This window comes from Streptomyces sp. NPDC096152 (genome assembly GCF_044763235.1).
Classification (GTDB): Bacteria; Actinomycetota; Actinomycetes; order Streptomycetales; family Streptomycetaceae; genus Streptomyces.
Genome location: NZ_JBIWFW010000002.1, coordinates 230,242 through 251,463, shown reverse-complemented (window position 1 = coordinate 251,463; position 21,222 = coordinate 230,242). Strand labels below are relative to the sequence as shown.

The 21,222-nt window shown below is 73.9% G+C and carries 20 protein-coding genes and 2 pseudogenes; 13 read left to right on the top strand and 9 right to left on the bottom strand.

The window, feature by feature from the left end; genetic code table 11:
* Positions 1-350: 350 nt before the first annotated feature.
* Both ACIQ9G_RS06565 and ACIQ9G_RS06560 read right to left on the bottom strand, forming a co-directional pair.
* Positions 351-1,316: a pirin family protein gene (locus ACIQ9G_RS06565; protein ID WP_403607189.1), complete on the bottom strand. Its 966-nt coding sequence runs from the start codon at positions 1,314-1,316 to the stop codon at positions 351-353.
* Positions 1,317-2,032: 716 nt separating this feature from the next.
* A complete protein-coding gene (locus tag ACIQ9G_RS06560) occupies positions 2,033-2,287 on the bottom strand; it encodes a hypothetical protein (protein ID WP_403607187.1) in 255 nt (84 codons plus the stop codon).
* Between the two features lie 292 nt (positions 2,288-2,579).
* Here ACIQ9G_RS06560 and ACIQ9G_RS06555 point away from each other — a divergent pair, with 292 nt between their 5' ends.
* Complete coding sequence (locus ACIQ9G_RS06555) at positions 2,580-3,233, top strand: peptide deformylase (RefSeq protein ID WP_403607185.1); 654 nt, start codon at positions 2,580-2,582, stop codon at positions 3,231-3,233.
* Between the two features lie 45 nt (positions 3,234-3,278).
* On the opposite strand, the gene ACIQ9G_RS06550 is transcribed toward ACIQ9G_RS06555, so the two are convergent.
* Positions 3,279-4,709 carry a dihydrolipoyl dehydrogenase family protein gene (locus ACIQ9G_RS06550; RefSeq protein WP_403607183.1) on the bottom strand — a complete coding sequence of 477 codons (1,431 nt, stop codon included), beginning with the start codon at positions 4,707-4,709 and terminating at the stop codon, positions 3,279-3,281.
* Positions 4,710-4,820: 111 nt separating this feature from the next.
* Here ACIQ9G_RS06550 and trxA point away from each other — a divergent pair.
* Positions 4,821-5,213 (top strand): annotated as a pseudogene (gene trxA / locus ACIQ9G_RS06545) (thioredoxin); the annotation flags it as partial.
* A gap of 56 nt (positions 5,214-5,269) precedes the next feature.
* On the opposite strand, the pseudogene ACIQ9G_RS06540 reads toward trxA, so the two are convergent.
* From ACIQ9G_RS06540 to ACIQ9G_RS06530, 3 genes and pseudogenes are all read right to left on the bottom strand, one after another.
* A pseudogene (locus ACIQ9G_RS06540) lies at positions 5,270-5,551 on the bottom strand (zinc ribbon domain-containing protein); the annotation flags it as partial.
* Positions 5,552-5,716: 165 nt separating this feature from the next.
* Positions 5,717-6,745: a LacI family DNA-binding transcriptional regulator gene (locus tag ACIQ9G_RS06535; protein WP_403607181.1), complete on the bottom strand. Its 1,029-nt coding sequence runs from the start codon at positions 6,743-6,745 to the stop codon at positions 5,717-5,719.
* 84 nt (positions 6,746-6,829) lie between these two features.
* Positions 6,830-7,501, bottom strand: coding sequence for a TetR/AcrR family transcriptional regulator (locus tag ACIQ9G_RS06530; RefSeq protein WP_403607179.1), 672 nt, complete (start codon positions 7,499-7,501; stop codon positions 6,830-6,832).
* 118 nt (positions 7,502-7,619) lie between these two features.
* Between ACIQ9G_RS06530 and ACIQ9G_RS06525 the strand changes: the two genes are divergently transcribed.
* The 5 genes from ACIQ9G_RS06525 (at position 7,620) to ACIQ9G_RS06505 (ending at position 13,032) form a co-directional block, all read left to right on the top strand.
* Complete coding sequence (locus ACIQ9G_RS06525; RefSeq protein WP_402431274.1) at positions 7,620-8,177, top strand: NAD(P)H-dependent oxidoreductase; 558 nt, start codon at positions 7,620-7,622, stop codon at positions 8,175-8,177.
* 401 nt (positions 8,178-8,578) lie between these two features.
* A complete protein-coding gene (locus tag ACIQ9G_RS06520; protein WP_403607177.1) occupies positions 8,579-9,553 on the top strand; it encodes an alpha/beta hydrolase in 975 nt (324 codons plus the stop codon).
* 188 nt (positions 9,554-9,741) lie between these two features.
* Positions 9,742-11,166: an amidase gene (locus ACIQ9G_RS06515; protein ID WP_403607175.1), complete on the top strand. Its 1,425-nt coding sequence runs from the start codon at positions 9,742-9,744 to the stop codon at positions 11,164-11,166.
* 28 nt (positions 11,167-11,194) lie between these two features.
* A complete protein-coding gene (locus ACIQ9G_RS06510; protein WP_356181824.1) occupies positions 11,195-11,410 on the top strand; it encodes a hypothetical protein in 216 nt (71 codons plus the stop codon).
* Between the two features lie 134 nt (positions 11,411-11,544).
* Complete coding sequence (locus tag ACIQ9G_RS06505) at positions 11,545-13,032, top strand: SPFH domain-containing protein (RefSeq protein WP_403607173.1); 1,488 nt, start codon at positions 11,545-11,547, stop codon at positions 13,030-13,032.
* A 55-nt stretch (positions 13,033-13,087) separates the two neighbouring features.
* On the opposite strand, the gene ACIQ9G_RS06500 is transcribed toward ACIQ9G_RS06505, so the two are convergent.
* Positions 13,088-13,516: a hypothetical protein gene (locus ACIQ9G_RS06500; RefSeq protein WP_403607169.1), complete on the bottom strand. Its 429-nt coding sequence runs from the start codon at positions 13,514-13,516 to the stop codon at positions 13,088-13,090.
* Between the two features lie 46 nt (positions 13,517-13,562).
* The gene (locus ACIQ9G_RS06495) at positions 13,563-14,231 is read right to left on the bottom strand and encodes a helix-turn-helix transcriptional regulator (RefSeq protein ID WP_403607167.1); all 669 of its coding nucleotides are present in this window, start codon (positions 14,229-14,231) and stop codon (positions 13,563-13,565) included.
* A gap of 133 nt (positions 14,232-14,364) precedes the next feature.
* Between ACIQ9G_RS06495 and ACIQ9G_RS06490 the strand changes: the two genes are divergently transcribed.
* Together ACIQ9G_RS06490 and ACIQ9G_RS06485 are read left to right on the top strand one after the other, a co-directional pair.
* Positions 14,365-14,811: a cupin domain-containing protein gene (locus ACIQ9G_RS06490; protein ID WP_403607165.1), complete on the top strand. Its 447-nt coding sequence runs from the start codon at positions 14,365-14,367 to the stop codon at positions 14,809-14,811.
* An 82-nt stretch (positions 14,812-14,893) separates the two neighbouring features.
* Positions 14,894-15,340, top strand: coding sequence for a type II toxin-antitoxin system PemK/MazF family toxin (locus ACIQ9G_RS06485; RefSeq protein WP_403607163.1), 447 nt, complete (start codon positions 14,894-14,896; stop codon positions 15,338-15,340).
* 107 nt (positions 15,341-15,447) lie between these two features.
* Here ACIQ9G_RS06485 and ACIQ9G_RS06480 read toward each other — a convergent pair whose 3' ends face one another.
* Positions 15,448-16,272 carry a TIGR02452 family protein gene (locus ACIQ9G_RS06480; RefSeq protein ID WP_403607161.1) on the bottom strand — a complete coding sequence of 275 codons (825 nt, stop codon included), beginning with the start codon at positions 16,270-16,272 and terminating at the stop codon, positions 15,448-15,450.
* Between the two features lie 278 nt (positions 16,273-16,550).
* Here ACIQ9G_RS06480 and egtA point away from each other — a divergent pair, with 278 nt between their 5' ends.
* From egtA to egtD, 4 genes are read left to right on the top strand one after another with little or no spacing between them, the layout of a single operon-like run.
* Positions 16,551-17,897, top strand: coding sequence for an ergothioneine biosynthesis glutamate--cysteine ligase EgtA (egtA, locus tag ACIQ9G_RS06475; RefSeq protein ID WP_403607159.1), 1,347 nt, complete (start codon positions 16,551-16,553; stop codon positions 17,895-17,897).
* Positions 17,894-19,228 carry an ergothioneine biosynthesis protein EgtB gene (gene egtB, locus ACIQ9G_RS06470; RefSeq protein ID WP_403607157.1) on the top strand — a complete coding sequence of 445 codons (1,335 nt, stop codon included), beginning with the start codon at positions 17,894-17,896 and terminating at the stop codon, positions 19,226-19,228. Before egtA ends, egtB begins: the two co-directional genes overlap by 4 nt.
* A complete protein-coding gene (gene egtC, locus ACIQ9G_RS06465; protein WP_403607155.1) occupies positions 19,228-20,055 on the top strand; it encodes an ergothioneine biosynthesis protein EgtC in 828 nt (275 codons plus the stop codon). The genes egtB and egtC overlap by 1 nt, the downstream gene beginning before the upstream one ends.
* On the top strand, positions 20,052-21,014 hold the full coding sequence (gene egtD / locus ACIQ9G_RS06460; RefSeq protein WP_403607153.1) for an L-histidine N(alpha)-methyltransferase: 963 nt from the start codon (positions 20,052-20,054) through the stop codon (positions 21,012-21,014). Before egtC ends, egtD begins: the two co-directional genes overlap by 4 nt.
* Positions 21,015-21,222: the final 208 nt, after the last annotated feature.

Genomic DNA, 21,222 nt, shown 5'->3' with positions numbered 1-21,222 from the left:
GAGGCGGGCCCGGGATGACGTCACGAAGCGTCTTGGTCGGCCGGCTTGATCGGCGCACTTGGTCTGCGAACCAGGCAGACCTCAAGGCCTCTCACTCTGGCGGCGCATGGGGGCCGATCGAGTACTGCGACGTACATGATCCGGCCATTCGCCACGTCCAGGCACAGCATGCCTCGCGAGGGCAACAGCGGCACGCACCGATGGCCGGCGCCGTAAGGCTGCCCCCGGATGAGCTGCGAGTCAGGTCCGCAACCCGCTCTGCCGTCCTCCCGCCGTCGGCCGGGAAGCCGGGGGGCAGCGCCCGACGAACCCTCCTTCGCTCACCACCGACCCCCTTGTGTTCGTCCAGGTCAGCGCGACCTTCCACGCGGCTTCAACGGCACCGGCGGCAGCTCGGGAGCGGGCAGCGGGGCACCGTCGTACCCCTTCACCACCCCGAACCTGGACCCCTCCATCCAGTCCCGCCGGGCCTGGACGATCTCCTCCTGCGACCGGCCGATCCAGTTCCAGAACATGATCAGCTCCTCCTCGAACGGCTCGCCGCCCAGGAGCATCAGCCCCGCGTCGGACTCGGCGCGCAGGGGGAGTTCCGTGCGGCCGCAGCCGAGGTAGAGCATGGAGCCGGGACGGACCGGCACACCGTCGACGTGCGCCCCGCCCGACATGGCCAGCACGGCGTACTCGAAGTCGGGCTCCAGCGGCAGGCGTACGTCCGTGCCGCGCGCGAGGGCCAGGTCGGCGCCGACGATCGGGGTGTACGTGGTGCCGGGCGAGGCCGCGCCGTCGAGGGTGCCGAGGATCAGCGTGGCCTTCAGGCCCGGCGCCGTGACGGTCGGCAGGTCGGCGTGGTGCTCGAAGCGCGGGTCGGTGCCGCGGTGGCTGTCGGGCAGGGCGACCCAGAGCTGGGCGCCGTGCAGGAAGCGCGCGTGCGACCTCGGGCTCTCCTCCGAGTGGCTGATCGCCCGGCCGGAGGTCATCAGGCCCAGCTCGCCGGGGCGGATCAGCTGCCTGCTGCCGGTCGAGTCCCGGTGCAGCACCTCGCCCTCGTGCAGCCAGCTAACCGTCTGCAGGCCCATGTGCGGGTGCGGGGGCACCTGCATACCGGGCTCGTCGGCGATGTCGTCGGGGCCGTAGTGATCGACGAAGCACCAGGCGCCCACCATCCGGCGGCCCAGGTTCGGCAGCAGCCGCCGGACCTCGGTGGACTCGCCGAGCCTGACGCGCCGTGGACTGAGGAGCTCGCGCACCGGCTCCGCCACCACGAAACCACGGCCGCCGCACACGGCGGGCACCGCCTCGCGATCAAGATTGCTCATGCCGCCCAACCTAGCCCCGCCCGAGCCGTTCCGTCAGCGTGTCGCCCCGCCCGCACGCGGGCCGCTCCCCCGGATACGAGCTCCCGCGGATACGAGCTCCCGCGGATACGGGATCCTGCCGGAGCCACGTTCACTCCCAAACGGGCACGCGGTCCGCCGGATGACTGCCGGCGGTCCTCTCGAGGAGGGCGGAGCCCAGGGGAGTGAGGATGTGGCAGACGGTTCTGCCCTGTCGACGGGAGGAGAGCGATGCCCCGGGCGAGCGCCCGTGCGTCGGCGGTCAGCCGCGGCCGGGAGCGTGCTCGCCACCCGTCGAACACCGCGGCCTCGCCTCGGTGCTGCACGACCCACAGACTGAGTTGGGTCTCGGCGAGCGGGCCGAGCAGCGCGATCCGGGTCCGGGCGACGTCCCCGAGAGTGCAGTGGATCCGGATCATCGGCCCCCCAAGCCCTGGTGAACGGTTCAGCCGGAGCCGAACGTCTGTGCCGCCATTGTTCGCAAGGCCTCTCTCGCTACGTCAGTAACTTCCCGGACACCCTGGCGCAGCCGCTCGGGGACTCGGGCTGTGCGGGCACGCCGTTCGGACCACGGGTCTCGGACAAGCACCCACGGCGACCGGCCTCACCTCCTTCCCGCGATGTCCGGGAAGGAGGTGAGGCCGAAGAGGGCAGCGGCGCGGTGCCCCGCGCACTGTCGTGCGGAGCCGGTTACGGGGTCAGGCGCACCATGAGGCCTTGGTCGAGCTCAGGTAGATTCCGTCGACCCTGGCCTTGGTGGAGAGATCCTTGCTCTGCCAGTCGCAGAAGTACGTGTTGCTGCCGTCGGTGTGGCTGACGTAGCCGGACCATCCACCCGCGAAGAGCCGGTAGCCCCGGGAGTTCAGCGAGTTAGCCGCTGCAGTTCTTGGTCCAGTCTCCGATGCTGCCGTCCCGGTCGCGATCGCGGTTGCCATCTTCTTCCAGAGCTTCACGGTTGACCCTTCCTTTTCGGGTTCTTCGGTCCGGGCGGAGACGGCGCCGCGCAGACGTCCTCGTGATGTCGGTCATCTGCGGTGCGAGGCAGCCTGGTTGCGGCATTGACCCTGTTGTCCGCACAGGCACCGGTGCGGTGAGACTGGCACGGTGCGCGCATCGCGAGACAGACATTTCGGCTGGGAACGAAATGTTCACGATGGGAACGTGCGGGGCGTCGGTGATCGGCGTCGCCGCACGGCGGCGGCCCGTTCGCCCGCCCCCGGCGGGCCGCCGTGTCATGCTGGCGCGATGGCATCTCCCCACGGTCGTACGCCCCTTGCCGAGCGGGTCGAGGAACTCCTCGCCCCCGGTGGCCCGTTGCCCATCGTGGCGGCCGGTGATCCGGTGCTGCGGCGCGGCACCGTGCCGTTCGACGGCCAGTTGGACCCCGCGCTGCTGGCCCGGTTCGTGGAGGCGCTGCGCGTCACCATGCACGCGGCGCCGGGGGTGGGACTGGCCGCGCCGCAGGTCGGTGTGCCGCTGCGGATCGCGGTCGTCGAGGACCCCGCGCCGGTGCCGGAGGAGGTGCGGCGGGCGCGGGGGCGGGTGCCGCAGCCGTTCCGGGTGCTGGTCAATCCGTCGTACGAGCCGGTCGGCGCGGCCCGGGCCGCGTTCTTCGAGGGATGTCTGAGTGTGCCGGGCTGGCAGGCGGTGGTGGCCCGGCACGCGGAGGTGCGGCTGCGGGCGCGGGACGAGCACGGGCGGGGGGTGGACGAGGTGTTCACCGGATGGCCCGCGCGCATCGTGCAGCACGAGACGGACCATCTCGACGGCGTCCTCTACCTCGACCGGGCCGAACCGCGCTCGCTCTCCTCGAACGAGGCGATGGCGCGGCACTGGGCCCAGCCGACGCCCGAGGAGGCCGCGCGGGCCCTCGGCTTCGAGCTGCCGCAGAACCCGTAGGCCCCGGTGCAGCTCGACCCCCGAACAGCTGGACCCCCGTACGCCTCAGCCCCGGTACGCCTCCAGCAGCCGCAGCCACACCTCGCTGATGGTCGGGTACGACGGGACCGCGTGCCACAGGCGGTCGACGGGGACCTCCCCGGCGACGGCGACGGACGCCGAGTGGATCAGTTCGCCGACGCCGGGGCCGACGAGGGTGAGGCCGCGCAGGATCTCCGTGTCGAGGTCGACGACCATGCGGGCCCGGCCGCGGTAGCCCTCGCCGTACAGGCCCGCCCCGGCGACCGACGAGAGGTCCACGTCGACGGCGCGGACGCGGTGCCCGGCCCGTTCCGCCTCGGCCAGCGAAAGGCCCACGGCCGCCGCCTCCGGGTCGGTGAAGACGACCTGCGGGACGGCCCGGTGGTCGGCGGTGGCGGCGTGGGCGCCCCACGGGTCCGTCTCCAGGACGGGCACGCCCGCGGCGCGGGCGGCGATGGCGGCGCCCGCGATCCGGGCCTGGTACTTGCCCTGGTGGGTGAGGAGGGCGCGGTGGTTGACGTCTCCGACGGCGTACAGCCAGTCGCTGCCGGCGACCCGGAGGGTGTCGTCGACGGACAGCCAGGAGCCCGGTTCGAGGCCGACGGTGTCCAGGCCGATGTCGTCGGTGCGCGGGGCGCGCCCGGTGGCGAAGAGGATCTCGTCGGCCTCGATGCGGTCTCCGGCGCCGGTGACGGCCACCACGGTGCCGTTCTCCCGGGTCACCGACTCCACCGAGGTGCCGGTGCGCACCTCGGCGCCGGCCGCGGTGAGCGCCTCGGCCACCAGTTCGCCGGCGAAAGGCTCCATGCGGGACAGCAGCCCCTTGCCGCGCACCAGGAGGGTGACCCGCGAGCCGAGGGCCTGCCAGACGGTGGCCATCTCGGTGGCGACCACGCCGCCGCCGACAACGATCAGCCGGCCCGGTGCCGCCTTGGCGCTGGTGGCCTCGCGGCTCGTCCACGGCTCGACGCCGTCGAGGCCCGCAAGCCCGGGCAGCCGGGCGCGGCTGCCGGTGCACACGGCGACGGCGTGCCGGGCGGTCAGCACCGTGCGCGCGCCGTCGGGGCCGGCGACCGTGACCGTGCGGGGGCCGTCGAGGCGTCCGTGCCCCCGGTGGAGGTCGGCGCCGATGCCGTCCAGCCAAGCGACCTGGCCGTCGTCGTGCCAGTGGGAGGCGTACTCGTCCCGGCGGGCGAGGACCGCGGCCGTGTCGAGGGGACCCCGCACCGCCTGGCTCAGGCCCGGCAGGCGGCGGGCGTCGGCCCGCGCGATGACCGGGCGCAGCAGGGCCTTGCTGGGCATGCAGGCCCAGTACGAGCACTCGCCGCCGACCAGCTCGCTCTCCACGACCGCGGTGGACAGACCGGCCGCGCGGGTGCGGTCGGCCACGTTCTCCCCCACGGGCCCGGCACCGAGCACCACGACGTCGTACGCGATGGATTCCGTTTCCGTCATGGGGTCAGTCTGGTGGGTGGTGTGCGTGCGGGCCACACGGGTAGGGGCGCGGAATACCCGTAGGGTCGGCCGTGTTGTGCCGACGGCTTCACCCCACACCAGGAAGAGAGACAGGTCATGAGCAGCACCGTGGAGCTCACCAAGGAGAACTTCGACCAGACGGTCACGGAGAACGAGTTCGTTCTCATCGACTTCTGGGCGTCGTGGTGCGGGCCGTGCCGTCAGTTCGCCCCGGTCTACGAGAAGGCGGCCGAGGAGAACCCGGACCTGGTGTTCGGCAAGGTCGACACCGAGGCACAGCCGGAGCTGGCGGCGGCCTTCGGGATCCAGTCCATTCCCACGCTGATGATCGTCCGCGACCAGGTGGCCGTGTTCGCGCAGCCCGGCGCGCTGCCGGAGGCCGCCCTGACGGACGTGATCGGCCAGGCGCGGAACCTGGACATGGACGAGGTCCGCAAGGCGGTCGCCGAGCAGCAGGCGCAGGCGGAGCAGGACGGCCATTGACTTGCTCTCCCTCCTGAAGGAGGGAGATTCCGGCCTGCTCGCTCGGTGCTGTGCCGCTAGGCGGCACGGGCATCGGGCGGGCTTCCGTGGCTTCCTGCTTCGTTGCGCTGTGCCAGAACGGGTTCTGGTCTTACCGGCGCTCCGCAGGCTGTCACCGCCAGTCCGGCGGCCGATTTCACGTTCTTCGCGGCGTTCAAGTCCCGGTCGTGGACCGTAGCGCAGGCCGTGCAGGTCCATTCCCGCACGTGCAGGGGCTTGGGGCCGTCGCGGTGGCCGCAGGCGGAGCACACCTGGCTGGTGGGCTCGAACCGGCCCACCTTGACGAAAGTGCGCCCGTACAGCGCGAGGCGCTGGCCCGCCGTCGGGTACAGGCGGAAGCCGTACCGAAGCTGCATACCGATCACCCTACGTATTCGGGAGATGGCTGAGATGCAGAACATCAGGACTGGCCGGCGCTGAAGGCCGGTGCACTGCGAATGGATCCCGGTAGCGGCCGTACGGCGTCAGCTGGACTCGCGGTGCACGACCGTGGCGCCCAGCACCCTGTGCCTCTGGAGCGGGGTGCCCGGGTCGCGTACGGCGCGGTCGACCAGTTCGGCGAGGTCGCGGCCGGAGGGCAGCTCGATGTGGACGGTGCTCAGCCGCGGCCGCAGCAGGCGGCCGAGCAGAAGGTCGTCGGCGCCCACGACGGCCGTGTCCTCGGGGATGCGGACGCCCTCGTCCTGCAGGGCACGCATCAGAAGCATGGCGTACTCGTCGTTGAAGGCGAAGACCGCGTCGAGGCCGAGGCCGCGCCAGCGTGCGGCCAGCCGGGCGGCGGACCGCTCCTGGTAGGCCAGCGGCAGCTCGGTCACGATGCCGTCGGTGCCGTCGAGGGCGCGCCGCACGCCGGCCAGGCGGGGCCGGGAGAAGACGTCCAGCCCGCGTTCCTCGGGCACGACCACGCCGATCCGGCGCCGGCCGCGGGCGTGCAGGTGGACGCCCGCGCGGTGGCCGACGGCCTCGTGGTCCATGAGCAGGGCGTGGGCGCCCTCGACGAACTCGCTGCCGAGGGTGACCACGGCGCGGGCGCCGGCGCGTCTGAGCACCGCGACGCCCTCCGGGCCGAGGCCGGAGCCGGGCACCAGCACGGCGGCCGGTCTCAGCTCGGCCCAGGCCCTGGCGGCCTCGTCGCCGTGCGCGCCGAGGGTGCCGTGCTGCACGACGGTGTAGTCGAGGCGGCCGAGCGCCCACTGGAGCTCGTCGATGAACCTGCTGTAGAGGGGGCCGGCCGGAGTGGCCGGTGCGGGCATCAGCACCATGCGGCTGTGTCCGGCGCGCAGGCTGCGGGCGGCCGCGTGGGGCACGTACCCGAGTTCCCTGGCGGCCTCGTGGACCCGGCGGCGCGTGGGTTCGCTGATCCTTACGGCGCTGCTGTTGTTCAGGACGTAGGAGACGGTCGCGCGGGAGACTCCGGCCAGGCGCGCCACGTCGGCGCTCGTGGGCGGCGAGGGCACGGGCGGTTCCGGTATCTGCACCATGACGTACCGCATCCTGGCAGAAGCCGGGAGGAGCGCTCGGGGCGGGGCCGAGCGGGAGACGCCGCGGGGCCTGCCGCCCGCCCGGACCCGGATCCTTCAGGAGTCCTGCCGCGGCGTCCCCGTGCAGGTCACGCGCGCGACCAGGTCCTGCCAGCCGGCCTGCAGCCGCTCCATGGGGACCTGGCACTGCCGGGTCAGGTGGTGGACGAGGACCGGGTCGAGGTACCCCATCAGGGAGTGCGCGAGCAGTTCGCTGTCCCCGTCCGGCACCGCCTGCCGCAGCAGCATGGCCACATGGGCGTACTGGACCCGGCGGGCCGGCACCAGGTAGCGGCGGTCGGGACCGGATTCCGCCGCCAGTTGCAGCTCCAGTTCGCCGGCGGTGCGGCGCAGGGCGGCGCAGCCGAACGCGCGCAGCCGCTCCACGGGCGGGGCGCCCGGACCGAGCGGGGGCGGGCCGCCGAGGAGGGCGGCCTGGAACTTCTTCTCGGAGTGGTCCAGCAGCGCCCGCAGCAGACCGGTACGGTCGCCGAAGCGGCGGAAGACCGTCCCCTTGCCCACCTGGGCGGCCGCGGCGACCGCCTCCATCGTGACGCCGGCCGCGCCGTGCTCCGCCACCAGGCGGGCGGCGGCGTCCAGCAGCCGGGCGCGGTTGCGCGCGGCGTCGGCGCGCAGACACGGCTCGTCCACACCGGTGCCGAGCTGGAGCAGGACCGGGTTGTCTAGAGGCTCCTGGGGTCTGGGGAAGGGCGGCAGAGCGCTGGACATGAAGACAGCGTAAAGCACGGGAATGAAACTGGACCCCGGTCCGGTTGGCCTGGTAGACATTAAACGGACCTCGGTCCGGATCGTTATCGCAGTGTTGAACCCTCCCTTGGAGTCCCCCATGTCTGTTCGTATCCTCGCGCTCGTCGGCAGCCTTCGCGCCGGTTCGCACAACCGTCAGCTCGCCGAGGCCGCCGTCAAGCTCGCCCCCGCGGGTGCCGAGGTCGAGCTGTTCGAGGGCCTGGCCGACGTTCCCTTCTACAACGAGGACGTCGACGTCGAGGGCGGCGTGCCCGCCGCGGCCGCCCGGCTGCGCGCGGCCGCCCAGTCCGCCGACGCCTTCCTCTTCTTCTCGCCCGAGTACAACGGGACCATCCCGGCCGTGCTGAAGAACGCCATCGACTGGCTGTCCCGTCCGTACGGCGCCGGCGCCTTCGGCGGCAAGCCCGTCGCCGTGGTCGGCACCGCCTTCGGCCAGTACGGCGGTGTCTGGGCGCAGGACGACACCCGCAAGGCCGTGGGCATCGCCGGCGGCAAGGTGATCGAGGACCTGAAGCTGTCCATCCCGGGTTCCGTGACCCGCTTCGCCGAGACCCACCCGGTCGACGACGCCGAGGTCGCCGCGCAGCTGACCGAGGTCGTCGCCCGCCTGCACGGTACGGTCGGCGCGGCCGCCTGAGCCTGGGCTGGGCTGGGCTGGGCTGGGCTGGGCTGGGCCTGAACCGAGGCTGCTCCTGAGCCTGGGCCTGGGCCTGGGTCGAGGCCAGGGCCCGGACCCTACGGCTTTCGGGGCGACCTGAAAGAGGCGGCGCGCCCGGAAGGGGCGACACGCCGGGACAGGGCGACACACCGCGAAGGGGCCGGAGCATTCACCGCTCCGGCCCCTTGGTGCTGGGCTGGGCCCTGCCGTGCCGGGGCCCAGCCCATGCCGGAACTCGCCCGCGCCGGGGTCGGCGGCGCCGGGGGTCGGCGGCGCAAGGGCTCGGCCGCGCAAGGGCTCGGCCGCGCAAGGGCGGGGTACACGGAGCGCGTCCATCGCCGTACGGGACACCGCGTCCCCCACCCGGAACAGGAGCACCCATGACCCAGGTCCCGCCCCCGTTCGACCCCGAGCTCGCCGCCGCCCTGGAGCCGTGCGAGGACCTGCTGCGGTCGGACTTCACCCTGGACGACATCGCGGACGCCCGCAGGGGCCCGGCCGTCGAGCTGGCGGACGCGCTGGACCTGACCATGGACGGCGCCTTCGAGGTGGAGGACCGGACGGTGCCCGGCCCCCGGGACGCACCCGACGTCTCCCTGCTGGTCTGCCGCCCGACCGGGCCGGCGGACGGCACCCCGCGGCCGGTGATCTACCACATCCACGGCGGCGGCATGGTCCTCGGCACCAACCGACTCGGGGTGAACACGGCCCTGGACTGGGCCCGTGAACTCGGCGCCGTCGTCGTGTCGGTGGAGTACCGGCTGGCGCCGGAGCACCCGCATCCCGCCCCCGTCGAGGACGTCCACGCCGGCCTGCTGTGGACGGCGGAGCACGCCGCGGAACTGGGCGGCGACCCCGAGCGGATCGTCCTCGTCGGGGCCAGCGCGGGCGGTGGCCTGGCCGCCGCGCTGGCGCTGCTGCTCAGGGACCGCGGGGGCCCGCGCCCCGCCGGGCAGATGCTGCTGTACCCGATGCTCGACGACCGTAACGACAGCCCCTCCGCCCATCAGATGGAGGGCGTATCCCCCTGGGACCGTACGGCCAACGAGACCGGCTGGACGGCACTGCTCGGCGAGCGGCGCGGTGGCCCGGACGTGTCCCCCTACGCCGCGCCCGCCCGCGCCGAGGACCTGTCGGGCCTTCCCCCCGCCTTCCTCGACGTCGGGTCCGCCGAGACCTTCCGGGACGAGGTCGTCGCCTACGCCTCCCGCATCTGGCAGGCCGGCGGTGTGGCCGAACTCCACGTCTGGCCCGGCGGCTTCCACGGCTTCGACGGCTTCGCCCCGCAGGCGGCCGTGTCCCGGTCCGCGCAGGCCGCGCACCTGGACTGGCTGCGCAGACTGCTCGCGCGGTGACCGGCCGCCGTCCGGGCCGCCGCCCGGACCACCGTCACCGGAGCCGAGCCGAGTCGGTCCGGCGCCGGGTGAAGCGTGTTTCCGGCCTCCCTCGGCAAGGTGGGCGGCGAAGGGCCCGCAGGAGCCGTTCCGCTGCGCCCTCCCGGACGTTACCGTTCAGTAGACCGACGTTCCCGGAGGTGTCCCGCATGACGCTCGACCGTGCCGCCGGCCTTGCCGCGACCGCCCGTGCCCTCGCCGCCGGGGAGGTGTCGTCCCGTGCGCTCGTCGCCGGGACGCTGTCCCGGATCGAGGCGGCGCAGGGTTCCCTCAACGCCTTCCGCATCGTGCGGGCCGAGGCCGCGCTCGCCGAGGCGGAGGCGGCGGACCGGGAGTTGTCCGCCGGGGTGCGGCGGCCGCTGCTCGGTGTCCCGGTGGCCGTGAAGGACGACATGGACGTGGCGGGCGAGCCCACCGCGTTCGGCTGCCAGGGGGAGTTCCCGCCGGTGCCGGAGGACGGCGAGGCGGTACGGCGGCTGCGCGCGGCCGGCGCCGTGATCGTCGGCAAGACCAACACCTGCGAGTTCGGGCAGTGGCCCTTCACCGAGGGGCCCGCCTTCGGCGACACCCGCAACCCGTGGGCCACCGACCGCACCCCGGGCGGCTCGTCCGGCGGTTCGGCGGCCGCGGTCGCCGCCGGGCTGGTGCCGGCCGCCCTCGGCTCGGACGGCGCCGGCTCGGTCCGGATCCCGGCCGCCTGGACGCACCTGGTCGGCATCAAGCCGCAGCGCGGCCGCGTGTCGACCTGGCCGCGCGGCGAGTCCTTCCACGGCATCACGGTCAACGGCACGCTGGCGCGCACCGTGGCCGACGCCGCGCTGCTGCTGGACGCGGCGAGCGGCAACCACCCGCGGGACCCGCACCGTCCCCTGCCGCTGGAGGTCTCGGCGGCGGTGGGCCGTGACCCCGGCCGGCTGCGCATCGCGCTCTCCCTCAAGCCGCCGTTCACCGCGGTGTCGGCCCGGCTCGACGCGCAGGTGCGGGCCCGGGTCGTCGACCTCGCGGACCGGCTGGCGGCCTCGGGGCATCTGGTCGAGGAGGCCGACCCGCCGTACGGGCAGATCGGGCTGACCTTCGTGCCGCGCGCCACCGCCGGGATCGCCGAACGGGTGCGGGAGGCGCCCGACCCCCGGCTGCTGGACCGCCGCACCCACGGCGCCGCCCGGCTGGGCCGGCTGCTCGGCGGGGTCCCGCTGCGGGCGGCCCGGCGCGCCGAGGCGGTCATGCACCGCCGTATCGGGGCGTTCTTCGAGGCGTACGACGTGGTGCTCGCGCCGACGACGGCCGGTCCCCCGCCCCGGATCGGCGCGATGCGGGACCTCGGGGGGCTGGCCACCGACCGTGCGATGATCGCCGTCTGCCCCTACGCCTGGCCGTGGAACGTCCTGGGCTGGCCCGGCGTGAACGTGCCCGCGGGCTTCGTCGCCGGCGGGCTCCCGGTCGGCGCCCAGCTCCTCGGCCCGGCGAACAGCGAACCGCTGCTGGTGTCGCTGGCCGCGCAGTTGGAGGCGGAGCTGCGCTGGCACGAGCGGTGGCCGGCCGAGCGGACCGTCGCGGACTCCGCCACCCCGTGAGCGGGTTCTCAGCCCGTACGCTGTGACCATGGACGATGCGTCGATGGTGGGGCTGATGGGGCGGGTCACCGGAACGGTCGGGCCCGGGCTGGTCGGTGAGGTGATCGTCCGCGTGCGCGGCGGGGCCGAGCACTTCCTCGCCTACCCGGCGGGGACGGACCGCCTCGAGCGGGGGACGGTCGTGATGGTGGTGGAGTACCTGCCCCCGCGGACCGTCTACGTCACGGCGGCGTACGACAGTTGAGCCCGGTCCTTCGCAGGTGAGGGCCGTTCGCGTCAAGATTGCAACAAGGATCCGTCAGCGTCTTCACCCCGGCCTCGCGCAGGAGCACACTCCCCTTCGTTCGGTGCCGAAAGGGCACCATGCAAAGGGGGCGTATGCCGATGGTTGTCGGCGTCGTTGCGGGGGCGGTCGTCGTTGCCGTTCTCGTGCTGATCGGTCTGTTCAAGATGATGTGGCGGGTGGCCGAGCCGAACGAGGCGCTCATCATCTCCGGTTCGAAGCACCGGACCGAGGGTCTCGAGGAGGGCATGGGCTTCCGCATCGTCACCGGTCGCGGCACGCTGGTGCTGCCCGGGGTGCAGGCGGTGCGCAAGCTCTCGCTGGATCTGAACGAGACCGAACTGCAGGTGGACTGCGTGACCCACCAGGGCATTCCGCTCAAGGTTCGGGGCGTGGTCATCTTCAAGGTGGGCGACGACTTCGTGTCGATCGCCAACGCGGCCCGGCGTTTCCTGGACCAGCAGAGGCTGATGTCGGAGCGGGTGCACAACGTCTTCGCCGGTCATCTGCGCTCCATCGTGGGCGGGTTGACGGTCGAGGACATGATCCGCGACCGGGAGAAGCTCACCGGGCAGACCCGGGCGGCCTGCGGTACGGAGATGGAGAAGCTCGGCCTGATCGTCGACTCGCTGCAGATCCACGAGATCGAGGACCCGACCGGCTACATCCAGAACCTGGCCATGCCGCACGCGGCGGCCGTCCAGCGGGACGCGCGCATCGCGCAGGCGGAGGCGAATCGTCTCGCCACGGAGGCGGAGCAGCAGTCCTTCGCGCGGATGGCCGAGGCCACCCGGGACAGCGAGATCCTGCAGGCCGGTTACCAGGCCGAGCGGGACAAGGCGGGCGCGAAGGCCCGGCAGGCGGGTCCGCTCGCCGATGCCGCGGCCCGGCAGGAGGTCGTCGTCCAGGAGACGCGGGTCGCCGAGCTGGAGGCGCACCGGCGCGAGCAGCAACTCCAGGCGGACGTGCGCAAGCCGGCGGACGCCAAGGCCTACGAGAAGCGCACGCTGGCCGAGGCCGAGCGCGACGTGCGGATCTCGGCGGCGCAGGCCAAGGCCAAGGAGACGGAGCTCGCGGCGGCGGCCGAGGCGACCCGGGTGAAGACGGCCGCGGGCGCCGAGGCCGAGGCCACCAAGACCCGGGGCACGGCCACCGCGGCGGCCACCCGGGCCACCGGTGAGGCCGAGGCGGCCTCGGCGCAGGCGAAGGGCCTGGCGGAGGCCGAGGCGACCAAGGCCAAGGGCCTGGCGGAGGCGGAGGCCATCAAGGCCAGGGCGGCCGCCCTGGCCGAGAACCAGGAGGCCGTCGTCGCCCAGCAACTCGCCGAGAACTGGCCGGAGATCGTCCAGGCCGGCGCGTCGGCCTTCGGCAATGTCGACAACATGGTGCTGCTCAACGGCGCCGACGGCATGGCCGAGTTGTTCGCCAAGGCGCTCACCATGGGCGGCACCGGGCTGGGCCTGGCCCGGCAGCTGCTGTCGTCGATGAACCAGAACGGGCAGGGCGCGAACGGCACTTCGGCGTCGCTGAACGGAGCGGTGCCGCCGGCCCAGAAGGTGCCGGTGGAGCGCGACGGGAACTGAGGCTCGTCCGGACACGGCCCGGAGCCCCCGCCCCGGCGCGGACTCCGGGCCGTCGTCACGCCGCGAGCAGACTCACGCCCAGGACGACCAGGACCACCACCTTGGCCGTCTCCAGGGCCACATAGGCGAGGTGGCCGCGCGAGCGGGGCAGGTCCTCGCCCGCGAGGACCCGGTCGGACCGGCGGTTCAGGCGCGGGCGGACGACGGCCAGCTGGCCGAGCAGCACCAGGGCCACCGCGCCGGTCAGTCCGGCGATTCCGGCCGGTGCGCCGCCCGCGGCGACCGCGGCGATCACGGCGACGGCGAGGGCGACCTCCACGAGGTTCAGCGCCCGGAAGACCAGCCGGCCGATGCCCAGCCCGATGGGGATCGTCACGCCCGGGGCGCGGAACTTCAGCGGCGCCTCCAGGAAGGAGATCGCCAGCACCATGCCGAGCCAGACGAAGGTGACCGCGCTCGCCATGGCGGCCGGGGTGGTGTTCATCGGGGTGCTGCCTTTCTGCCGGGGCGCGGCCCGCGGCCGGTGTGCGTCATGCGGCGGTGGCCTCGGCCAGGTGGGCCAGGCAGGAGTCGGGGGCAGCGAACGGTTCGAGGCCGCTCGCGGTCAGCGGGGCCCGCAGCTCGGTCAGGGCGCCCTGCATCAGCCCCAGATGCAGGGGGCACACCAACTGGCCGTATTCCTCGGCCAGTTCGAGGAAGGGGCAGTGGCGCAGCCGAATCCGGCGCGGCGGCCCGCCGTCGCCGTCCCGCTCCGCGACGGGCGCGAAGCCCAGGTCGTCCAGCAGGGCGACCAGCCGAGCGGCCGATCCCTCGGGCGTCGGCCGCTCGAAGGGCGGCAGCGGATCGACGAGGAAGCGGCCCCAGGCCCGGCCCGCCTCCGTCGCGCTCTCCCGCGCCCCGGGGCCCTCGGCGGCCAGCCGGCTGAGCAGCATCTGCGCCAGCAGACGGTAGCCGCGCGTCCCGCCGCGGTCCATGCCGGGCCGCGGGGCGTACACGGTACGGGGGCGACCGCGCCCCGAGGGCTCCTCCACCCGCCGCTGGACCAGGCCGTCGGCCACCAGGGCGTCGAGGTGGAAGCGCACGGTGTTGGGATGGACGCCGATCCGCTCGGCCGTCTCGGCGACCCCGAGCGGCGCCGGGGCGGCCCGCAGCACGTCCAGCACCTCGCGCCGACGGGGACTCTCCTGCGTGGTGGCCACGCGCGCTCACCCCTTCTGCCTTCGCCGCACCCACGGCGATTTTTTACGAATACTACATGTAATAATGAGGCACCGGGGCACGAGCAGAGGGGACGACGGGAATGCGGGGCACACAGGGAACACGGGGAACGCCATGACGCCGCCCACCGAGTCGACCGTCCCGGCCGTACCGATCACCCCGGCCGTGCCGGTGGCGCCTGCCGCGGCGGACGCGCGCGTCCTGTGCGACGCCCGGGTGCCGGCCGACGCCGGGGCGGACCCCTCGGGGGTGCTGTGGAAGCTCACCGAGGCCGGACGCCAACTCGACGCCAATCTGGTCCGGTTGAGCCCGGGCTCCCGTATCGCCCCGCACGCCGAGGCGGATCTGGACGTGCTGCTCCTCGTCGTCTCCGGTGAGGGCGTGCTCGGCGCGGGCGCCACCGAGGAGCCGCGCCCCCTGGCCGAGGGCGCCGTGGTGTGGCTGCCGCACGGCTCCACCCGCGCCCTCACCGCGGGCGCGGACGGACTGGCCTATCTGACGGTGCACCGGCGCCGACCGGGAATGCGGATCCGCCCGTACACCGAGGGCTCCGCGCGCTGAGCAGCCGACGCCCGCCTGCGTAAGGCAGTTGACGTCACGGCCCGCCCGCGGCGCTCGCGGGCGCACGCTCTAGGGTGCCCCCGTGACTGCGTTTACCGATGAGAGCGTCCCCGGCCGCCACGGCCCCTCCGCCACCACCGAGGCCGACCCCCGCGGGGTCGGCCGGGTGCGGACCGAGTACTCGCCCGACCACGACGGCGACCCGGACCCCGGGGAGATCGTGTGGACCTGGGTGCCCTTCGAGGAGAACGACGGGCGGGGCAAGGACCGGCCGGTGCTGGTCGTGGCCCGCGAGCCTGCCGGAACGTTCCTCGCCGTCCAGTTGTCCAGCAAGCGGCACGACGGCGACCGGGAGTGGGTCCCCATGGGCAGCGGCCCGTGGGACCGGACCGGGCGCGACTCCTGGGTGGACGTCGACCGCGTGCTGCGCCTGCACGAGCAGGGCATGCGCCGCGAGGCGTGCGCGCTGGACCGGATGCGGTTCAACTCCGTCGTGCACCGCCTGCGGGAGCGGTACGGCTGGAACTGACGCGCCCGTCCCGCCGTACGCCGCCGAGCCGGCCCTTCCGGCCGGCCAGGGGCTTGGTTCGGATCAGCCCGGGCCCGCGACGCCCGGCACCTCGCCGACGAAACCCCTCAGCCCCCGAGCCGTGCCTCGGGGAACGTCCGCGCGAACGCGGCGCGCACCACGCTCCCCGGCGTGCGGTCCAGCACCCCGAACACCACGTGCTCGAAGGTGCCCGCGAACCGCCCGCCGGGCCCGAGCAGCCCGCGGAAGGCCCCCGCCACCCGCGCCGGGTCGTTCCGGAACACTCCGCAGCCCCAGGCCCCGAGAACGAGTCGCCGGTAGCCCTGCGCGGCCGCCGTCTCCAGCACCCGCTCGGCGCGGACGGCGATCGCGCGCGGCAACTCCGCGGCCCGCTCGGGCGCCGTCCGCAGCACGACCCCGGCGTTGGGCGCCGCGGCGGTCAGGAAACCGGCGACGCGGGGCTCGTCGAGCAGGCGGCCGGCGTCGTCGCGGAAGACGGGCACGCCGGGCGAGTGGATGACGCGGTCCGAGTAGAACGGGTCGCGGTGGGCGCGGTGGTGGTCGTAGAACTCGGGGGCCCGCAGCAGGCAGGTGTACAGCGCGGAGGCGCGGCACAGGGCCTCCTCCTGGGCCTGGGCGCCGTTGAGGTAGCCGCCGCCGGGGTTGCGGGCCGAGGCGAAGTTGAGCACGGCCACCGGTCCGGTGAGCCGGCGCGCGGCCTCCAGGCTGCTCTCCCCCGTGACCTCGACGAACGTCTCACCGGCCGGGGCGGACGGCACCGCGACCGGCTCCGGGCCGAACATCCGGGTGCCGTGCCGGGCGGCCTCGATCGCCGCCGCGAGGGACACCTCGCGTCCGTCGGCGGTGCGGTAGTGGCCCGCCTCCACGATGCTCTCCGTCTGCCGCGCGACGCCGCGCAGGCGCGCGCTCATGGCGCCACCCCCGTGGGCGCCATGCCCGCGGCCTGCGCGGTCTCCCCCGTCGTGCTCATGAACGCATCGTGAGCGATCCTGGACATGCGGTGCAACCAAGTTTTTTCCGGTGCAGGGTGCGTCCGGAGCGCACGACGGAGAGGAAGGGGAGGTCAGAGGTTCGTCATGATCTGCCCCCTTGTGCGGATCGACGCGAGCGTCTTGGGTAGACGGAGCATGCCGGTCGGGACCATCGGATCCAGGCCGGCGACGTCGTGGAATCTCAGGAGGATCCCGACATGTCCGATGCGGAAAGCGGCTGTACGGAGCCCCGTACCGCCGTCACCGAGGCCGAGGTCGAGGCGCTGGTCCACGGCATCTGCTTCAAGACCGGACCGCCCCGCACCCTCGGGGTCGAAGTGGAATGGTTCATTCACGAGCTGCGGACGCCGCGGCTCCCCCTCGCACCCGAACGACTCTCCGCGGTCTACACCGCACTGCGAACCCTGCCCCTCAGGTCGGCACTCACCGTCGAACCCGGCGGCCAGCTGGAGCTGAGCTCCCCGCCCGCCGCCTCCCTGATGGAGTGCATAGGCACCGTCTCCGCCGACCTCGACGCCGTGCGCGCCGTGCTCGCCGCCGACGGACTCCGCCTCGTCGGCATCGGCCACGACCCCTGGCACCCGCCCCGGCGGTTCCTGCGCGAGAAGCGCTACGACGCCATGGAGACCGTGCTGGACCGGACCGGACCGGCCGGCCGGCACATGATGTGCGCCTCGGCCTCCGTCCAGGTGTGCCTGGACGCCGGGCACGAGGAGCCCGGTCCGCTCGGCCACGGGCGGCGCTGGTGGCTGGCGCACCAGCTCGGCGCGGTCCTGGTCGCCGCGTTCGCCAACTCCCCGCTGGTCGGACGGGAGCCCACGGGCTGGCTGTCCACCCGGCAGTTGCTGTGGCTGGAGATAGGCGCCGGCCGGGCGGGCGCGCCACCGCTGGACGGCGACCCGCGCACCGCGTGGGCCCGGCACGTGCTGGACGCGCCGGTGATGTGCGTACGGCGCGAGGACGGGCCCTGGGACGTGCCGGACGGTCTGACCTTCCGGGAGTGGACCCGGGGCGGGGCCCCGCGGCCACCGACCCGGGACGATCTCGACTACCACCTGACCACCCTGTTCCCGCCGGTCAGACCACGCGGCCATCTCGAGTTCCGCATGATCGACGCGCAGCCCGGCGACGACGGGTGGATCGTGCCGCTCGCGGTCACGGCGGCGCTCTTCGACGACCCGCAGGCGGCGGAGACCGCGTACCGGGCGGTGAAGCCGCTCGCCGAGCGCGCCCTGTCGCTGCCCGCGCCGCACAATCCGCTGTGGATCGAGGCGGCCCGCTCCGGGCTCGCCGACCCCGACCTGTACGAGGCGGCCGTGATCTGCTTCGCCGCGGCGATCGAGGCCCTGCCGAGGCTCGGCGCGACCCCCGAGGTGACGGACGCCGTCGCCGCTTACCACGACCGCTATGTCCGCAAGGGCCGCTGCCCGGCCGACGATCTGCTCGACCGGCTGCGTGGACCGGAGCCCGCCCCGTCCCGGCTCCGCCCGGCCGGCTCGACGGGGAAGACCCTCACCGCCCACGGGAAGGACATCCGCACATGACCGCCCCCGTACCCGGCACCGGCACCGAGGCCGACGCCGGTCTTCTGCGCGAGCGGGCGCTGTCCTCGCTCGTCACGGCCCGCGACCGCACCACGCTCCTGACCGGCTGCGTCGAGGACCCCGACCTCACCGCCCAGCACTCCCCGCTGATGTCCCCGCTGGTGTGGGACCTCGCGCACATCGGCAACCAGGAGGAGCTGTGGCTGCTGCGCGCCGTCGCCGGGCGGGAGGCGATACGCCCCGAGATAGACGGCCTGTACGACGCCTTCGAGCATCCGCGCGCCGAACGGCCGTCGCTGCCGCTGCTGCCGCCCGACGAGGCACGGGCGTACGCGGCCGAGGTGCGCGGCCGGGTGCTGGACCTGCTGGAGAGCACCGCCTTCCACGGGACCCGGCTGACCGAGGCGGGCTTCGCCTTCGGGATGATCGCGCAGCACGAACAGCAGCACGACGAGACGATGCTGATCACCCATCAGCTGCGCCGGGGCCCGCAGGCCCTGACCGCCCCGGACCCGGACCCCGCGCCGCTGTTCACCGGACCGGCCGAAGTCCTCGTCCCCGGCGGCCCGTTCACCATGGGCACCTCGACCGAACCCTGGGCGCTGGACAACGAACGGCCCGCGCACCCGCGGGAGGTGCCGGCTTTCTGGATCGACACCACCCCGGTGACCAACGCCGCCTACCTGGCGTTCGTCGAGGACGGCGGCTACGACGACCCACGCTGGTGGGCGTCCGAGGGCTGGGACCACATCCGGCGGCACGAGATCCACGCCCCCCTCTTCTGGCGCCGCGACGGCGGGCAGTGGCTGCGCCGCCGCTTCGGCGTCACCGAGGTGGTGCCGCCCGACGAACCGGTCCTGCACGTGTGCTGGTACGAGGCCGACGCCTACGCCCGCTGGGCCGGACGCCGGCTGCCCACCGAGGCCGAGTGGGAGAAGGCGGCCCGGTACGACCCGGCGACCGGCCGCTCGACGCGCTACCCGTGGGGCGACGCCGACCCGGCCCCGGAGCACGCCAACCTCGGCCAGCGCCACCTGCGCCCGGCACCGGCCGGCAGCTACCCCGCCGGTGAATCCCCTCTGGGCGTACGCCAGTTGATCGGCGACGTGTGGGAGTGGACGGCGAGCGACTTCCTGCCGTACCCGGGCTTCGCCGCGTTCCCGTACAAGGAGTACTCGGAGGTCTTCTTCGGGCCCGAGTGCAAGGTGCTGCGCGGGGGTTCCTTCGCCGTGGACCGGGTGGCCTGCCGGGGCACGTTCCGCAACTGGGACTATCCGATCCGGCGGCAGATCTTCTCCGGGTTCCGCACCGCCCGCTCCGGAGCCGCCTGATGTGCCGTCACATCGCCTACCTGGGACCCGAGGAGCCGCTCGGCCGGCTCCTCGTGGAACCCCCGCACGGCCTGTACCGCCAGTCGTGGGCGCCGCGGGGCCAGCGGTACGGAACCGTCAACGCCGACGGCTTCGGCATCGGCTGGTACGCCGTGGGGGACCCGGTGCCGGCCCGCTACCGCCGGTCCGGGCCCATCTGGGCGGACCAGTCCTTCACCGACCTGGCCAGGGTCGTACGCACCACCGCGCTGCTCGCGGCGGTGCGCGACGCGACCCTGCCGGGCGCGGACGGGGAGGCCGCGGCGGCGCCGTTCGCCGCGGACCGCTGGCTGTTCAGCCACAACGGCGCGGTGACCGGCTGGCCCGGCTCGCTCGCCGCGGTGTCCCGGACCCTGCCGCCGCTGGACATGCTGGCGCTGGAGGCCCGCACCGACTCCGCGCTCGTGTGGGCGCTGGTGCTGGCCCGGCTGCGCGGCGGCGACCCGGGGGAGCCGCGCGGACGTGCCGGACGCCGGACCGAGGCGGGCCAGGCGCTCGCCGACACCGTCCTGGAGGTCGCCGCCGCGGCCCCCGGATCCCGGCTCAACCTGCTGCTCACCGACGGCGAGACGATCGTCGCAACCGCCTGGGGCGACGCCCTGTGGTACCTCGCCGAGCCCGGCCGCCGCACCGTCGTGGCCTCCGAGCCCTACGACGACGACCCGCACTGGCGGGAGGTCCCCGACCGGACGCTGCTCGCGGCGAGCCGCACGGACATCCTGCTCACCCCGCTCAAGGACCCCACCGAGGACCCGGCGTCCGCACCACCAGAGGAGCCCCGTACGTGAGTCCGTTCGATGTCACCCGCACCCTGCCCGAGGACGCCATGGCGGCCGCCCTGCGCGCCGACGTCCAGCACGGCCTGACCTCCGACCCCAAGTGGCTGCCGCCCAAGTGGTTCTACGACGCCCACGGCAGCGACCTGTTCGAGCAGATCACAGAACTGCCCGAGTACTACCCGACCCGCGCCGAGCGCGAGATCCTCGTCGCCCGCGCGGGCGAGATCGCCACCGCCCTGCCCGCCCGCACCCTGGTCGAACTGGGATCCGGCTCTTCGGAGAAGACCCGGTACCTGATCGACGCGCTCACCGGCCTGCACACCTACGTTCCCGTGGACGTCAGCGGCAGCGCGCTCACCCAGGCCGGGAAGGCGCTGGTCGCCGAGCGGCCGGAGCTGAACGTGCACGCGCTGATCGCCGACTTCACCGCCGGGCTGATCCTGCCGGACACTCCGGGCCCGCGGCTGGTGGCGTTCCTCGGCGGCACGATCGGCAATCTGCTGCCGGCCGAGCGGGCCGAGTTCCTCACCGGGGTGCGCGCCCTGCTCTCCCCCGGTGACGCCCTGTTGCTCGGCACCGACCTGGTCAAGGACGAGCAGGTCCTGGTCCGGGCGTACGACGACGCGGCCGGGGTGACCGCCGCGTTCAACAAGAACGTCCTGTCCGTCGTCAACCGCGAACTCGGTGCCGACTTCGAACCGGACGCCTTCGACCACGTCGCCCGCTGGAACCCCGAGCGGGAGTGGATCGAGATGCGGCTGCGCAGCCGCGCCGCCCAGACCGTGAAGGTGCCCGCGCTGGGTCTCGCCGTCGACTTCGCGGCGGGCGAGGAGATGCGCACCGAGGTGTCGGCGAAGTTCCGCCAGGAGCGCGTGCGCACGGAACTCGCGGCGGCCGGGCTGGAGCTGGCGCACTGGTGGACGGACGAGGAGGGCCGCTTCGCGCTGTCGCTGAGTGTGGCGGGGTGAGGTGTTCGGGGCCTGAGTCGTTCGGGGCCTGAGGGGGTTCGATGCCTCAGGCCCCGGTCCCGTCCCGGCCCTGGGTCGGCTGTCGGGCGGGCGCCGGATCACGGGGATCGCTTCCCCGAGGCCCGGCGCCCGCCGCGCGTGGGCGCCACCGGGCGCACGCACCGCCGCCCGCCCACCTCGCGCGGTGCCTGCGCATACGGCACGGTGG